Origin of the sequence: Bordetella genomosp. 5 (assembly GCF_002261475.1) — a bacterium.
Lineage (GTDB): Bacteria > Pseudomonadota > Gammaproteobacteria > Burkholderiales > Burkholderiaceae_B > Bordetella.
Genome location: NZ_NEVN01000002.1, coordinates 392694 through 406838, shown reverse-complemented (window position 1 = coordinate 406838; position 14145 = coordinate 392694). Strand labels below are relative to the sequence as shown.

At 65.4% G+C, this 14145-nt stretch carries 13 protein-coding genes and 2 tRNA genes; 4 read left to right on the top strand and 11 right to left on the bottom strand.

Features of this window, described 5'->3' with window-relative positions; translation table 11 throughout:
- Window position 1: 1 nt before the first annotated feature.
- From secG to CEK29_RS05480, 3 genes are all read right to left on the bottom strand, one after another.
- Window positions 2–460, bottom strand: a complete 459-nt coding sequence (gene secG, locus CEK29_RS05490; protein ID WP_094857525.1) for a preprotein translocase subunit SecG — start codon at window positions 458–460, stop codon at window positions 2–4.
- A gap of 20 nt (window positions 461–480) precedes the next feature.
- Complete coding sequence (gene tpiA / locus CEK29_RS05485; RefSeq protein ID WP_094799652.1) at window positions 481–1227, bottom strand: triose-phosphate isomerase; 747 nt, start codon at window positions 1225–1227, stop codon at window positions 481–483.
- 187 nt (window positions 1228–1414) lie between these two features.
- Window positions 1415–2389, bottom strand: coding sequence for an NAD(P)H-quinone oxidoreductase (locus tag CEK29_RS05480; RefSeq protein WP_094799653.1), 975 nt, complete (start codon window positions 2387–2389; stop codon window positions 1415–1417).
- Between the two features lie 118 nt (window positions 2390–2507).
- Here CEK29_RS05480 and CEK29_RS05475 point away from each other — a divergent pair.
- The 3 genes from CEK29_RS05475 (at window position 2508) to CEK29_RS05465 (ending at window position 3446) form a co-directional block, all read left to right on the top strand.
- Window positions 2508–2597 (top strand) — tRNA-Ser (locus CEK29_RS05475).
- A gap of 2 nt (window positions 2598–2599) precedes the next feature.
- Window positions 2600–2684, top strand: a tRNA-Leu gene (locus CEK29_RS05470).
- A 183-nt stretch (window positions 2685–2867) separates the two neighbouring features.
- Window positions 2868–3446: a PIN domain-containing protein gene (locus tag CEK29_RS05465; RefSeq protein WP_440588306.1), complete on the top strand. Its 579-nt coding sequence runs from the start codon at window positions 2868–2870 to the stop codon at window positions 3444–3446.
- A 115-nt stretch (window positions 3447–3561) separates the two neighbouring features.
- Here CEK29_RS05465 and CEK29_RS05460 read toward each other — a convergent pair whose 3' ends face one another.
- From CEK29_RS05460 to rpsO, 4 genes are all read right to left on the bottom strand, one after another.
- On the bottom strand, window positions 3562–4779 hold the full coding sequence (locus tag CEK29_RS05460) for a threonine ammonia-lyase (RefSeq protein WP_094857524.1): 1218 nt from the start codon (window positions 4777–4779) through the stop codon (window positions 3562–3564).
- 13 nt (window positions 4780–4792) lie between these two features.
- Window positions 4793–5530: a hypothetical protein gene (locus CEK29_RS05455; RefSeq protein WP_094799655.1), complete on the bottom strand. Its 738-nt coding sequence runs from the start codon at window positions 5528–5530 to the stop codon at window positions 4793–4795.
- A gap of 268 nt (window positions 5531–5798) precedes the next feature.
- On the bottom strand, window positions 5799–7952 hold the full coding sequence (gene pnp / locus CEK29_RS05450; RefSeq protein ID WP_094799656.1) for a polyribonucleotide nucleotidyltransferase: 2154 nt from the start codon (window positions 7950–7952) through the stop codon (window positions 5799–5801).
- Between the two features lie 91 nt (window positions 7953–8043).
- The gene (rpsO, locus tag CEK29_RS05445) at window positions 8044–8313 is read right to left on the bottom strand and encodes a 30S ribosomal protein S15 (protein ID WP_094799657.1); all 270 of its coding nucleotides are present in this window, start codon (window positions 8311–8313) and stop codon (window positions 8044–8046) included.
- A gap of 335 nt (window positions 8314–8648) precedes the next feature.
- On the opposite strand from rpsO, the gene CEK29_RS05440 reads away from it, so the two are divergent.
- Window positions 8649–9182 carry a hypothetical protein gene (locus CEK29_RS05440; protein ID WP_094799658.1) on the top strand — a complete coding sequence of 178 codons (534 nt, stop codon included), beginning with the start codon at window positions 8649–8651 and terminating at the stop codon, window positions 9180–9182.
- A 177-nt stretch (window positions 9183–9359) separates the two neighbouring features.
- Here CEK29_RS05440 and pssA read toward each other — a convergent pair whose 3' ends face one another.
- The 4 genes from pssA to CEK29_RS05420 form a co-directional block, all read right to left on the bottom strand.
- Window positions 9360–10139: a CDP-diacylglycerol--serine O-phosphatidyltransferase gene (gene pssA, locus CEK29_RS05435; RefSeq protein WP_094799659.1), complete on the bottom strand. Its 780-nt coding sequence runs from the start codon at window positions 10137–10139 to the stop codon at window positions 9360–9362.
- A gap of 192 nt (window positions 10140–10331) precedes the next feature.
- Window positions 10332–11348 (bottom strand): ketol-acid reductoisomerase, encoded by a 1017-nt coding sequence (gene ilvC / locus CEK29_RS05430; RefSeq protein WP_094799660.1) that lies wholly within the window; start codon window positions 11346–11348, stop codon window positions 10332–10334.
- Window positions 11349–11424: 76 nt separating this feature from the next.
- Entirely contained in the window at window positions 11425–11916 is a 492-nt protein-coding gene (gene ilvN, locus CEK29_RS05425) for an acetolactate synthase small subunit (RefSeq protein ID WP_094799661.1), read from the bottom strand.
- A 10-nt stretch (window positions 11917–11926) separates the two neighbouring features.
- A complete protein-coding gene (locus CEK29_RS05420; protein ID WP_255176080.1) occupies window positions 11927–13696 on the bottom strand; it encodes an acetolactate synthase 3 catalytic subunit in 1770 nt (589 codons plus the stop codon).
- Between the last annotated feature and the right edge of the window lie 449 nt (window positions 13697–14145).

Sequence of the window (14145 nt, the reverse complement as noted above, 5' to 3'; positions counted from 1 at the left end):
CTTACTGCGCGGGCTTGGGCGCTTCGGCCGGTGCCGGGGCCGGCGTGGCAGGCACGCTGGGCACGGAGGCGTCGGGCTGGGCCGGCGCGGCGGGCGCGGGCACGGACGGCACCGAGTTCGGCGCGGGCGTGCCGGGAGCCGAGGGGCCGGCGCCGGGCGCCTGGGGCACCGAGCGGTCTTGGTAGTTTTGCATGATGCCGCTGTCGACACCGACGCCGTTGTTGCTGTGCGTGACATAGGCCAGGCCGGCGGTCGTGGCGAAGAACACCACGGCGGCCCACTTGGTGCTGCGCGACAGGAAGTTGGCGGCGCCCGAGGCACCGAACAGGCTGCCGGCCGAACCGCTGCCGAAGGACGAGCCCATATCGGCTCCCTTGCCCTGTTGCAACAGCACCAGCACGATGATCGCCAGCGCGGACACGACCTGCACGATCATCAAGGTGGGAAGGATCATAGACATTACAGACTCCGTACGGAAACTTAGTTTGCGGCGATGCGCAGGAATTCTTCGGCCACGAGCGACGCGCCGCCCACGAGGGCGCCGTCGATGTCGGCCATGGCGAACAGGGTGGCCGCGTTGGCAGCCTTGACGCTGCCGCCGTACAGCACCTGCACCTGCGGCGCGCCCAGCTTGGTCAGCGCGGCGCGGATCGCGGCGTGGACTTCTTGCGCCTGCTCGGGCGTGGCGGTACGGCCGGTGCCGATGGCCCACACGGGCTCATAGGCCAGCACCATGGCGGCCACGGCCTCGCGGCCCAGCGCCAGTACCGGCGCGAGCTGGCGTTCGATCACGGCGAGGGTGTCGCCGCTTTCGCGTTGTTCGAGGGATTCGCCCACGCAGACCACCGGCGTGAGACCTTGCTCGAGCGCGGCGCGGGCCTTGTCGGCCACGAGCTGGTCGCTCTCGCCGTGCAGCGTGCGGCGCTCGGAGTGACCGGCCAGCGCCCAGCGGCAGCCGAATTCCTTGAGCATCGACGCCGACACTTCACCGGTAAAGGCGCCCTTGGCCTGGGCGCTCACGTCTTGCGCGCCCCAGGTGATGGCGCTGCCGGCCAAGGCCTGAGCCGTCTGGGCGAGGTACGGGAAAGGCACGCACACGCCGATCTGACAGTGGCTGGCGGCATCGGCCGCACGCAGTGCGTCCAGCAGCGCGGCGTTGTCGGCCAGGCTGCCGTGCATTTTCCAGTTGCCCAGCACGAGGCGGGCGCGATTCGCGGTTTGGGTCATGCGCAATAGTGGGCGATAAAGAGGCCCTGGAAGCGCCCTGAGAGAGGCCCGGTGCGCGCGCTGGCGCGCTCACGGTAACCATCCCACAGGACCCTCGGGGCCGGACAGGGGGCGATCGGCCCGAAAAGCTTCCCGAGCCAAACCCATGATTGTAGCGTGTCGGCGCGAATTGCGCCGAGGCAGATCGTCAGACCGTCAGGATGATTTTGCCGACCTGTTCACCGGCTTCCATCATGGCGTGGCCCGCGGCAGCCTGATCGAGCGGCAGCGTGGCGTGAATGATCGGCTTGATCTTGCCCGCTTCGAGCAGCGGCCAGACGCGTTCGCGCAGCGCACGCGCGATCTCGCCCTTGAACTCGACCGAGCGCGGACGCAGGGTCGAACCCGTCACGGTCAGGCGGCGACGCATCAGCTCGTTGCAGTCGATCGTGGCCTTGGGGCCCCCGAGCAGCGCAATGATGACGATGCGGCCGTCGTCGGCCAGGCACTTCAGATCGCGGTTGATGTAGTCGCCCGCCACCATGTCGAGGATCACGTTCACGCCCTTGCCACCGGTATGGCGCTTGATCTCTTCGACGTAGTCCTGCGTCTTGTAGTTGATGCCGATGGCACCGAGCTTTTCGACGGCGGCCACGCGCTCGTCGCTGCCGACCGTGGCATAGACCGTGTGACCCATCGCGCGCGCGATCTGGATCGCCGTGGTGCCGATGCCGCTCGCGCCGCCGTGCACCAGCAGCGCCTCGCCGTCGGCCAGTGCGCCGCGGTCGAACACATTGCTCCACACCGTGAAGTACGTCTCGGGCAGGCCGGCAGCCTCGATGTCGCTCAGCCCCTTGGGGATGGGCAGGCACTGCAGCGCGGGCGCGACACAGTACTCGGCATAGCCACCGCCCGCGACCAGCGCGCAGACCTTGTCGCCCACCTTGAAGCCCGCCAGCGCGGCGTCGCCGCCCACGATCTCGCCGGCCACTTCGAGGCCGGGCAGCTCGGAGGCGCCCGGAGGCGGCGCGTAGTTGCCCTTGCGTTGAAACACGTCGGGGCGGTTGATGCCGGCCGCGCTGACCTTGATCAGCACTTCGCCCGCGGCGGGCACAGGCATCGGCTGCTCGCTGGCCACCAGGACTTCCGGCCCGCCGGGCTGAGTGATTTCGACTGCTTTCATGAAACGCCTCCGTCGTGATTCTGGTAAATGGATTATTATGCTGCCCTTTACGGGAATCCATGCACTTGCCGGTAACGGTCGCAGGGTTACCCGAGCGCGGCGCTCGCCGTGCGCACGCGGAAGTGTGGCCGAGCGGTTGAAGGCACCGGTCTTGAAAACCGGCAAGGGCTTATACCCTTCGTGGGTTCGAATCCCACCGCTTCCGCCATTGCACCCATGGCGAAATTGGTAGACGCAAGGGACTTAAAATCCCTCGCCGCAAGGCGTCCCGGTTCGACCCCGGGTGGGTGCACCACCTGGAATATCAAGCACTTGGCCGTGAACGCGCCCGCCCCCTGACGCGCGGCGTCGCACACCTTTTCGCCCGGGCCGCGCCCGGCAAAACCGGTTATTCTTGCGCCGTCCCATCGCCTCGCCGTTCCCCATCTTGTCGTCCGCAACCCCTCCCCCCTTCATCGTGCTGGACGCCTGCGTCCTGATGTCCGGCATCGTGCGCCGCCTGATGTTGCGCCTGGCCGAGGCCGGCGTGTATCAGCCGGTATGGACCGAGCGTATCGGCGAGGAATGGCGGCGCAATGCGTCGCGACTGTGGGCGATTCCGCCCGAGGTGATGAGCGAGCAATGGGCCGAGATGAACGCACGCTGCCCCGGCGCGCTCGAGGCCGACGTGGGCGTGTACGAGGCCGGGCTGCGCTACAGCGACCCGAAGGACTTCCATGTGATCGCCGCCGGCCTGGCGCGGCGGGCGCGCTGCGGCGCGCAGCGGCTACCCGTCGTGCAGGTGATGACCTGGAACCTGAAGGACTTCAATCGCTCCGAACTGCGGCGCCAGGGCCTCGATGTGTTCAATCCGGATCACCTGCTGGCGCGCTGGTTCGAGACGCAGCCGGAGGCGCTGATGGCGGCGGTGAACGGCGTGAGCGCCGACTGGCTGGCCCTGGGCCGCGAGCCCGAGCCGCTGGGAGCCACCTTGCAGCGCGAGCGGCTGTATCGCGTGCGCAAGCTGGCGGAGCGGTACGCCGCGCAGGCTTCGGGCGCCGGACAGGCGACGGACTGAGCGCGGACGACGAGCGGGCGAAATGCTGGCCGAGTGCTGGCCAAATGCTGGCCAGACGCAAGGCGTGCGGGCCGGGCGCGGATCCGAGGCGGTTCACGCGGGGCCCGGCACAAGCTCAATGATCGTGATTGCTGGCGGCAAAACCCGCCCGGTTGAGCACGTCGATCACTTCCAGAATGTGCTCGGGGCCGCGCGTCTGCAGCACGAAATCGACTTCGACATTGCGCACCGGCAGCGTCGTGAACGCGCGCTGGTGATGCACCTCGGTGATGTTGGCGTGCGCGTCGGCGATCAGCTTGGTGGCCTGCGCGAGCGCGCCCGGCAGGTCTCGCAGGTCGACGCGGATGCGCGCGAGACGCCCGGCGCGGACCATGCCGCGCTCGATGAGCTCGCCCAGCATGAGCGGATCGATGTTGCCGCCCGTGAGCACCAGGCCCACGCGCTTGCCGGCGAAGCGGGACGCGCCACGTTGCTGCTCCAGCAGCAGCGCCGCCAGACCGGCCGCGCCGGCGCCTTCGACCACGGTTTTTTCGATCTCGAGCAGCACCACGATGGCGTGCTCGATATCGGCCTCGCTCACGAGCTCGATGCGATCGACCAAACGGCTGCAGATCTCTTGCGTGATGGTGCCCGGCGTCTTGACCGCGATGCCTTCGGCGATCGTGTAGTGGCCGGCGTTGAGCTCCTGGCCGTTGAGCGCTGCGTACATGGACGGAAAGCGTTCGGTCTGCACGCCGATCACTTCGATGTCCGGCTTGAGCGTCTTGACCGCCGTGGCGATGCCCGAGATGAGACCGCCGCCGCCGATCGCAATGATGACGGCGTCGAGATCGGGCTGGTCTTCGAGCATTTCGAGCCCGACCGTGCCCTGCCCCGCGATGACGTCTTCGTCGTCGTAGGGGTGAATCATGACGAGGCCGCGTTCGTGCGCGAGCGTGAGTCCGTGCGACTTCGCATCATCGAAGGTGTCGCCGGCCAGCACGACCTCGGCGCCGAAGCGGCGGGTGTTGGCGACCTTGACCGTGGGCGTGAAGCGCGGCATCACGATCACGGCGGGGATGCCCATGCGCTGCGCGTGGTACGCCACGCCCTGCGCGTGATTGCCGGCCGAGACGGCGATGACGCCCTGCCTGCGCTCGGCGTCGGAGAGCGTCAGCATGCGGTTGAGCGCGCCACGCTCTTTGAACGAGGCGGTGAACTGCAGGTTTTCGAATTTGAGCCAGATCTGCGCGCCCAGGATGTCGGAGAGCGTGCGCGACAGCGTGAACGGGGTTTTCTGCACTTGTCCGCGCAGATTCTCGCGGGCGGTCTGGATGGCGGAGAGGTCGATCACGTTGAAGTCCGGTCTAACGTACTGGCAGGAAATTGAAGAAAAGCAGGCCCTGCGCATAATTGATGCCGATGCGGCGGGAGTTTTCGCCGAGCAGATTGGCGATCAGGTCCAGCCGGCCGATGATAGCGCCGAACTCGCGCTCGAAACTCAGATTGATGGCAGTGGCGGACATTTCATTGGCGAGCAATAGCGGCTCGCCTTGCGCATTGCGCCGCGACGACAGCAGCCAGGCGGCTGCCTCGACGTTGCGCGCGGCATTGTAGAGACGCTGGCCGTCCAGGACATCGGACACGTAGATGCGGGTCTTGTCGTTGTGCGCCGCGATCAGCGTATCGGCCAGACCGTAGATGAAGGCGGCCACGCGGTCGCCCTGATAATTGGGGTCAAGAGAAACAGCGAGAATCTGGATATCGCGCAGACCCGCCAGGCCCGGGGGCGAACGCCGCGTTTCGATCAGGCGCTTCACGCGCGCGACGGCGTCTTCCTGGCTCGTGACGCCGGTCTTGCGCCATTCGCGCGGGTTGCGCCGGTAGAGCTTGTCGAGCAGCGAATACAGGCTGTTGAGGTTGTCGCGGATTTCGATCGTGACGGTGCGATTGAAGTCCGTCTGGGCAAACTGATCCGCCGACATCGACTCGCCTTTCGGCCCGGTCGCCCGGGCGGTCGATGGGGTGGCCTGCGGCACGATACAACCGCTCAACCAGATCGAAGCCAGGCACCCGGCTATGCACGCGCGCAACTTGCCCGTCATGCGTTCGCTTCCCCTCTTGCTGTGACCCGGTCGCGTCTGACGCCGGCATCTGTGATCGGTCGCGGCGGCGTGTCGCCGCCTTGATGTAGGACGAATTTACCCTAACTGGGTGACGCTGTGCGCGTCCCGCGTGTGCGTCCTGGCTACCGGCCCGGCCGCACACGGGCTCGAACGGGTACGCCCGCGCCAATGAAAAACGCCGCGGCACGAGGCCGCGGCGTCTTGATCCTGCACGAACGCGGCGCTCGCGCGCCACGTTCGTTTCGCCTTATTCAGCCTGGGGCTGTTCGGCGGCCGGGGCCTGGCCCTCGGTCTGCTGCTCGATACCGCCGATCGCCTTGATCGACAGGCGCAGACGGCCCTTGTCGTCGGCTTCGATGACCTTCACGCGGACCTGTTGGCCCACCTTCAGCACGTCATTGATGTTGGCGATGCGGTAGTTGGCGATTTCCGAGATGTGCAGCAGACCATCGCGGCCCGGCAGCACTTGCACGATCGCGCCGAAGTCCAGCAGACGCAGCACGGAACCGTCGTAGACCTGACCCACTTCGACGTCGGCGGTCAGCTCGACGATGCGGCGCTGAGCTTCCTTGGCCTGCGATTCGTCGACGCTGGCGATCACGATCGTGCCGTCGTCGGAGATGTCGATCTGCGTGCCGGTTTCTTCGGTCAGCGCACGGATGGTGGCGCCGCCCTTGCCGATCACGTCGCGGATCTTCTCGGGGTTGATCTTGATGGTCAGCATGCGCGGCGCGAAGGCCGACAGCTCGGTGCGCGAACCGTCGAGCGCATCACGCATCTTGCCGAGGATGTGCAGACGGCCGTCGCGGGCCTGGGCCAGCGCCACCTGCATGATTTCCTTGGTGATGCCCTGGATCTTGATGTCCATCTGCAGCGCGGTGATGCCGTTTTCGGTACCCGCAACCTTGAAGTCCATGTCGCCGAGGTGATCTTCGTCGCCGAGGATGTCGGTCAGCACGGCGAACTTGCCGCCGTCGAGGATCAGGCCCATGGCCACACCCGCCACGTGATCCTTGATCGGCACGCCAGCGTCCATCAGCGCGAGCGAGCCGCCGCAGACGGAAGCCATCGACGAGGAGCCGTTGGATTCGGTGATTTCGGAGACCAGACGGATCGTGTACTGGAACTCATCGGCGGCCGGCAGCATCGAGACCAGCGAACGCTTGGCCAGACGGCCGTGACCGATTTCGCGACGCTTGGGCACGCCAATCCGGCCCGTTTCGCCGGTGGCGAAGGGGGGGAAGTTGTAGTGCAGCATGAAGCGATCGCGGTACTCGCCCATCAGGGCGTCGATGATCTGCTCGTCTTGCTTGGTGCCGAGGGTGGCGACCACCAGGGCCTGCGTCTCGCCGCGGGTGAACAGCGCACTGCCGTGAGCGCGCGGGAGCACGCCCAGGCGCACGCTGATCGGACGCACGGTGCGGGTGTCGCGACCGTCGATACGGGGCTCGCCGCTCAGGATCTGGCCGCGCACGATGCGGGCTTCGAGGTCGAACAGGATGTTGTCGACGGTGACGCTGTCGGGCTTGTCGTTGCCAGCGGCAGCAGCTTGCTCGGCGACCTTGGCGTGCACGTCGGAATAGACTTCGCGCAGCTGGTTGGTACGAGCCTGCTTGTCACGAACCTGGTAGGCAGCCTGCAGACCGGCCTGAGCGGCGGTCGAGACGGCGTTGATCAGGGCTTCGTCCTTGGCGGGCGCGGTCCAGTCCCAGTCGGGCTTGCCGGCGTCACGGACGAGTTCGTGGATGGCGTTGATCGCGGCTTGCTGTTGTTCGTGACCGAACACCACGCCACCGAGCATCACGTCTTCGGACAGCTGCTTGGCTTCGGATTCAACCATCAGCACGGCGGTTTCGGTGCCGGCGACCACCAGGTCCATCTGCGAGCTTTTGAGCTGCGTGGCGGTGGGGTTCAGCACGTACTGGCCGTCGATGTAGCCCACGCGGGCGGCGCCGATCGGGCCATTGAACGGGATGCCCGAGATGGCCATCGCGGCCGAGGCGCCGATCATGGCGGGAATGTCGGGATCGATTTCCGGGTTGACGGACAGCGTGTGGATGACCACTTGCACGTCGTTGTAGAAACCTTCGGGGAACAGCGGACGCAGCGGACGATCGATCAGGCGCGAGGTCAGCGTTTCCTTCTCGGAGGGCTTGCCTTCACGCTTGAAGAAGCCACCCGGGATGCGGCCGGCGGCGTACGTCTTTTCGATGTAGTCGACGGTCAGCGGGAAGAACGTTTGGCCGGGCTTGGGCTTCTTGGCAGCCACCACCGTAGCCAGCACGACGGTGTCCTCGACGGACACGACAACCGAGCCGGAGGCCTGGCGAGCGATCTCGCCGGTTTCCAGCACGACCGTATGCTGGCCGTATTGGAAGGTCTTGGTCACTTTATTGAACATGACGATGATTCCTTACAAATGAAAAACCGTGGCCGTCGCGACAATGTCGCGGCGGCCACGGTTGGGCGTCATGGGGAGCCAGCCCCGTCGATCACTTGCGCAGACCGAGTTTTTCGATCAGAGCGCGGTACGAATCGGGATTGCGGCCCTTGAGGTAGTCGAGCAGCTTGCGACGACGGCTGACCATGCGCAGCAGACCGCGGCGCGAGTGGTGATCCTTCATGTGAGCCTTGAAGTGACCGGTCAGTTCGTTGATGCGGGCGGTAAGCAGAGCCACCTGAACTTCGGGGGAGCCGGTGTCGCCTTGAGCGCGTTGGAACTGCGAGACGATTTCGGATTTCTTGATGTCAGCGACAGACATTTGATGACCTCTACGGACATGCGTCAGGGCCGAGGCGCCCGGACGTGGGTTTAAAAAAATGGTGATGTGGCATGGCCCGCCGGGATGTTCTCCGGCCCGCGCCGGGCATTACGACAACCCGGCCGGCGGCATGCGGATTGCTCCCGAAAACAACACACTGGAAGCAATCGGCTTGGCAGAACAAAGCCGGGCAATCACCCGGCCTATGTGCAAAGCGTCAGCAATTATAGCTGATTCGGTAAACTGACCGGAAACCCTTCGTGGTCCGGTGTCGCCGGGATGCCTCGCTCGCCCCGCCGGGCATCCGGCACCAATAATCACCCCTGGAGCTGACCATGTTCGCGCCGCCCCTTACCCTCCCCTCCGCGTTCGCCCGGTTGGCCGCGGCGCTGGCACTCGCCGGCGCGCTCGCGGGCTGCACCAACATGACCCAGGTACCGGCCGGCACTCCGCTTGCCGACGTCGAGGCGCAGTGGGGCCGGCCCAACTTCTTCTGCGACCGCCCCGACGGCGGCCGCCGGGTCATCTGGACGCAGCAGCCCATGGGCCAGTACGCCTGGGGCACGAATGTCACGCCCGACGGACGGGTCGGGCCGGTGATCTCCATCCTGCGCGACGAACATTTCCGCCTGCTCTCGCAAGGCACCTGGAGCGCCGAGCAGGTGCGCTGCGAATTTGGCCCGCCCGCCCGCGTGTCCGAGGCCGGCCTGGGCAGCAGCCGACAGGTGGTGTGGGCCTATCGCTACCGCGAGGCAGATGCCTGGAATTCGCTGATGTACGTCTACCTGGGCGCGGACGGCCGGCAGGTCACCCGCTTTCATCCCGGCCCGGACCCGATGTACGACGACGAGCGCTTCTTCGGGCTGTAGGCCGGGCCTGCGGGGCTGCCACGGCTAGCCAGACCGGCCGGGCCTGACCAAACCAGACCAGAAAAACCATGCCAGGCCGGGCCGCGTCAGGCCGGGCCGCGCAGACCGGGCCACGCAGGCCGCGCCAAAAACAAGGGGCCGCATAAGCGGCCCCTGTTTCATCCAACGCGGCGAGCGTCAGTCGTGCTGACCGCCGGCGCGGCGAGCGCGCTGCAACTGGCGGGCGCGGTTCCAGCGCCACGCCCACAGCACCCAGCCCGACAGGCCATACAGCACGAACAGGCCGAACAGCACCACCGGGGGATCGCTGGACACGAACACGAACACGGCGACCACGACCAGAATGCCCCAGAACGGCACGCTGCGGCCGAGTGCGAAGCTCTTGCCGCTGTAGAACGGCGCGTTGCTCACCATCGAGATGCCGGCGTACATCGTGAGCACGAACGCGACCCACGCCATCACGCTATCGTGTATCGGCAGCTTGTTATCGATCGCAAGCCAGACGAAGCCCGCCACCAATGCCGCGGCCGCGGGACTGGGCAAGCCCTGGAAGAAGCGCTTGTCGACCACGCCGATGTTGGTATTGAAGCGCGCCAGACGCAGCGCCGCGCCCGCCACATATACAAAGGCCGCGAGCCAGCCCCAGCGCCCCAGATCCTGCAGGATCCATTCGTAGGCGACCAACGCCGGCGCCACGCCGAACGACGTCATGTCGGAGAGCGAGTCGTACTGCTCGCCGAACGACGATTGCGTGTTCGTGAGACGCGCCACCCGGCCATCCATGCCGTCGAGCACCATGGCGACGAAAATCGCGATGGCCGCCGTTTCGAAACGGTCGTTCATGGCCTGCACGACGGCGTAAAAGCCGGCGAACAGGGCCGCGGTGGTGAAGGCGTTCGGCAGCAGGTAAATGCTGCGATGGCGATTCTCGGAATCGCGCATGGAGAAATTCGGCATAGGTATAGGTATGGTTCGCGAGCGGCGTATGTCGAAAGGGTAACTCATATGGCCCCGCTTGCGCAGCCAGCAAGCGGTATTCCTGCCCACCCCAATGAAAAACGGCATCCCCGCTGCGCGGAGATGCCGTTATCCCGGGCTCGGGGCCCGGCAGGTGCGCACGCCGGCTGCGCCGGCGTGGCACGAGCGACATCAGTTCTTCGACTTGTCGACCAGCTTGTTGGCGGCGATCCAGGGCATCATCGCGCGCAGCTTGGCACCGACGACTTCGATCTGCGAGTCGGCGTTGATGCGGCGGCGCGAGGTGAGCGTGGGCGCACCAGCGGCGTTTTCGAGGATGAACTTCTTGGCGTACTCGCCGGTCTGGATGTCGATCAGGGCCTGACGCATCGCCTTGCGGGTCTCGTCGGTCACGATCTTCGGGCCGGTCTCGTATTCGCCAAATTCGGCGTTGTTCGAGATCGAGTAGTTCATGTTGGCGATGCCGCCTTCGTAGATCAGGTCGACGATCAGCTTGAGCTCGTGCAGGCACTCGAAGTAGGCCATCTCGGGCGCGTAGCCCGCGTCGACCAGCGTGTCGAAACCGGCCTTGATCAGCTCGACGGCGCCGCCGCACAGCACGGCCTGTTCGCCGAACAGATCGGTTTCGGTTTCTTCGCGGAAGTTGGTTTCGATGATGCCGGCACGGCCACCGCCGTTGGCGCTGGCGTACGACAGGGCGATGTCACGGGCCGAGCCGGACTTGTCCTGGTAGACGGCCACGAGGTGGGGCACGCCGCCGCCTTGCGAGTAGGTCGAACGCACGGTGTGGCCGGGCGCCTTCGGGGCGATCATGATCACGTCGATGTCTTCGCGCGGCACGACCTGGCCGTAGTGCACGTTGAAGCCGTGGGCGAACGCCAGCGCGGCGCCGGCCTTGATGTTCGCGTGCACTTCGTTGTTGTACACCTGAGCGATGTTTTCGTCGGGCAGCAGCATCATGACGACGTCGGCCGACTTCACGGCTTCGGCCACTTCAGCCACTTTCAGGCCGGCGTTGGCGGCCTTGTTCCACGACGCGCCGTTCTTGCGCAGGCCGACGACGACCTTGACGCCCGACTCATGCAGGTTCAGGGCGTGGGCGTGGCCTTGCGAGCCATAGCCGATGATGGCAACGGTTTTGCCCTTGACCAGGGAGAGATCGCAGTCTTTGTCGTAGAAAACTTTCATGGTGTGCTCCAAATCTTGGAATTTCTAGATACGTTGAATTCAAACAAATTGGGTGATGCCCCGGCGGGTACGCCGGTCAGAGCTTCAGGATCCGTTCGCCGCGGCCGATGCCGGAAACCCCGGTACGGACGGTTTCGAGGATGGCGCTGCGGTCCAGGGCGTCGATGAATGCCTGGACTTTATCCTGGTCGCCGGTCAGTTCGATCGTGTACGACTTGTCCGTCACGTCGATGATGCGGCCGCGGAAGATATCCGCCATCCGCTTCATTTCTTCGCGCTCTTTGCCGACCGCGCGCACCTTGATGAGCATCAGCTCACGCTCGATGTGCGCGCCTTCGGTGAGATCCACCACCTTGACCACGTCGACCAGACGGTTGAGGTGCTTGGTGATCTGCTCGATCACATCGTCCGACCCCACCGTGACCACGGTCAGGCGCGACAGCGTCGCGTCTTCGGTGGGCGCCACGGTCAGCGTCTCGATGTTGTAGCCGCGAGCGGAGAACAGGCCCACCACGCGCGACAGCGCGCCGGGTTCGTTCTCCATGAGAACCGAAATCACATGCTTCATGGTGGCCTCCTTACAGATCCTCGGAACCGAGCAGCATCTCGGTCAGGCCGCGGCCGGCCTTGACCATCGGCCACACGTTTTCGGTGCGGTCGGTGATGAAGTCCAGGAAGACCAGACGATCCTTGTGCTTCTTGAATGCCTCGCGCAGCGCGGGCTCGACGTCGGCCGGACGCTCGATGCGCAGGCCCACGTGGCCATAGGCCTCGGCGACCTTGACGAAGTCGGGCAGCGAATCCATGTACGACTCGGAATAGCGCGAGCCGTAATCGATCTGCTGCCACTGCCGCACCATGCCCAGGAAGCGGTTGTTCAGGCACACGATCTTGGGCGTGAGGTGGTATTGCTGGCAGGTCGACAGTTCCTGGATGTTCATCTGGATCGACGCTTCGCCGGTGATGACGGCGATGTCGGTGCCCGGATTGGCCATCTGCACGCCCATGGCGTACGGCAGGCCCACACCCATCGTGCCCAGGCCACCGGAGTTGATCCAGCGGCGCGGCTTGTCGAACTTGTAGTACTGCGCAGCCCACATCTGGTGCTGGCCCACGTCGGAGGTCACGAAGGCGTCGCCGCCCGTGACTTCCCAGAGCTTCTCGACCACGTACTGCGGCTTGATCACTTCGTCGGAGCCGATGTACTTCAGGCACTCGCGGCCACGCCACGTTTCGATCTGCTGCCACCACTTCTCGGTGGAGGCGGGCTTGTTCTCGGCACGGGCCGCGGCATATTGCGCCGTCAGTTCGACCAGCACGTCTTTGACGTTGCCCACGATCGGCACGTCGACGCGCACCCGCTTCGAGATCGACGAGGGGTCGATATCGATGTGGATGATCTTGCGCGCATTCTGGGCGAAGTGCTTGGGATTGCCGATCACGCGGTCATCGAAACGGGCGCCGATCGCCAGCAGCACGTCACAGTGCTGCATGGCCATGTTCGCCTCGTACGTGCCGTGCATGCCGGGCATGCCGACGAACTGGCCGTTGCTGGCGGGCATGGCACCCAGGCCCATCAGCGTGTTCGTGACAGGGGCACCCAGCACCTCGGCGAAAGCGCGCAGCTCGTCGGAGGCATCGGACAGGATCACGCCGCCACCCGAATAAATCATCGGGCGCTCGGCAGACATCAGCATCTGCACGGCCTTCTTGATCTGGCCTTGATGCCCCTTGGTGACGGGCGCGTAGGAGCGCAGTGCAATCTCACCCTTGGGCGGGGTGTACTTGTACTGGGCAACGGTGATGTCTTTGGGGATATCCACCAGCACCGGACCGGGACGGCCCGTGCGCGCAATGTAGAACGCGCGGCGCATGGTCTCGGCCAGATCCTTGACGTCGCGCACGAGGAAGTTGTGCTTGACGCAGGGACGCGTGATGCCGACGGTATCGCACTCCTGGAAGGCGTCTTCGCCAATGGCCGCGGTCGGCACCTGCCCGCTGATGATCACCATCGGGATGGAGTCCATGTAGGCGGTGGCGATGCCGGTGACGGCATTGGTCACGCCCGGGCCGCTGGTCACGATGCAGACGCCCACCTTTTGCGAGGCGCGCGAATACGCATCGGCAGCGTGCACGGCAGCTTGCTCGTGACGAACCAGGATGTGCTGGAATTTGTCTTGCTTGAAAATCGCGTCGTAGATGTAGAGCACCGCGCCGCCAGGATAGCCAAAGACGTGTTCCACGCCCTCATCGGCCAGGCAGCGCACGACGATGTCGGCGCCATTCATTTCCATGTTGTCATTCCTTTCAGTACCGGCCCTGCCCCACTGATCATTACTTGCCCGGATACGGCAGCAATCAGAACCCGAACCGGTTACGACAACATGTCCGGCGCTTAGCGGCTCACGGAGCCACGCCACCCGGACACCTTGCCGACCCGGCACGCGCTCATCAGAAACGCAGTGCAAACGCCCAAGGGAGCGCTGGAGGTCGAAATGGAAGCCTCGGCATCACACGCTTGTGGCGCGGCCAACGGCAGGTGTTACTGGCGCAGCAGACCGCGGAAGGTGGCCCGGGTCTTGCTCGCCCGCGCGCCGGTTTCGGATAGGCAGACCGGCGCAAGAGGAGCGAATTTACCGCGTTGCGGCAAACCGAGCAAATCAGGTCTGTCGGTACGGCGCCACACCGCCTGATTCGGCGGGGTGGCCAGGGCATACCAAGCTCTGATGCATCGATCTGACCCCGTAAGCCCCGACCCTCTCTATACTGGCGCTATTCACGGCCTCTATCGCGTTTC

Coding starts and splice junctions, on each gene's coding strand:
- rpsO (WP_094799657.1), bottom strand. CDS start 8,313: ATGTCTGTCGCTGACATCAAGAAATCCGAAATCGTCTCGCAGTTCCAA.
- ilvN (WP_094799661.1), bottom strand. CDS start 11,916: ATGAAGCATGTGATTTCGGTTCTCATGGAGAACGAACCCGGCGCGCTG.
- CEK29_RS05440 (WP_094799658.1), top strand. CDS start 8,649: ATGTTCGCGCCGCCCCTTACCCTCCCCTCCGCGTTCGCCCGGTTGGCC.
- pssA (WP_094799659.1), bottom strand. CDS start 10,139: ATGCCGAATTTCTCCATGCGCGATTCCGAGAATCGCCATCGCAGCATT.
- tpiA (WP_094799652.1), bottom strand. CDS start 1,227: ATGACCCAAACCGCGAATCGCGCCCGCCTCGTGCTGGGCAACTGGAAA.
- pnp (WP_094799656.1), bottom strand. CDS start 7,952: ATGTTCAATAAAGTGACCAAGACCTTCCAATACGGCCAGCATACGGTC.
- ilvC (WP_094799660.1), bottom strand. CDS start 11,348: ATGAAAGTTTTCTACGACAAAGACTGCGATCTCTCCCTGGTCAAGGGC.
- CEK29_RS05465 (WP_440588306.1), top strand. CDS start 2,868: ATGTCCGGCATCGTGCGCCGCCTGATGTTGCGCCTGGCCGAGGCCGGC.
- CEK29_RS05455 (WP_094799655.1), bottom strand. CDS start 5,530: ATGACGGGCAAGTTGCGCGCGTGCATAGCCGGGTGCCTGGCTTCGATC.
- CEK29_RS05480 (WP_094799653.1), bottom strand. CDS start 2,389: ATGAAAGCAGTCGAAATCACTCAGCCCGGCGGGCCGGAAGTCCTGGTG.
- secG (WP_094857525.1), bottom strand. CDS start 460: ATGTCTATGATCCTTCCCACCTTGATGATCGTGCAGGTCGTGTCCGCG.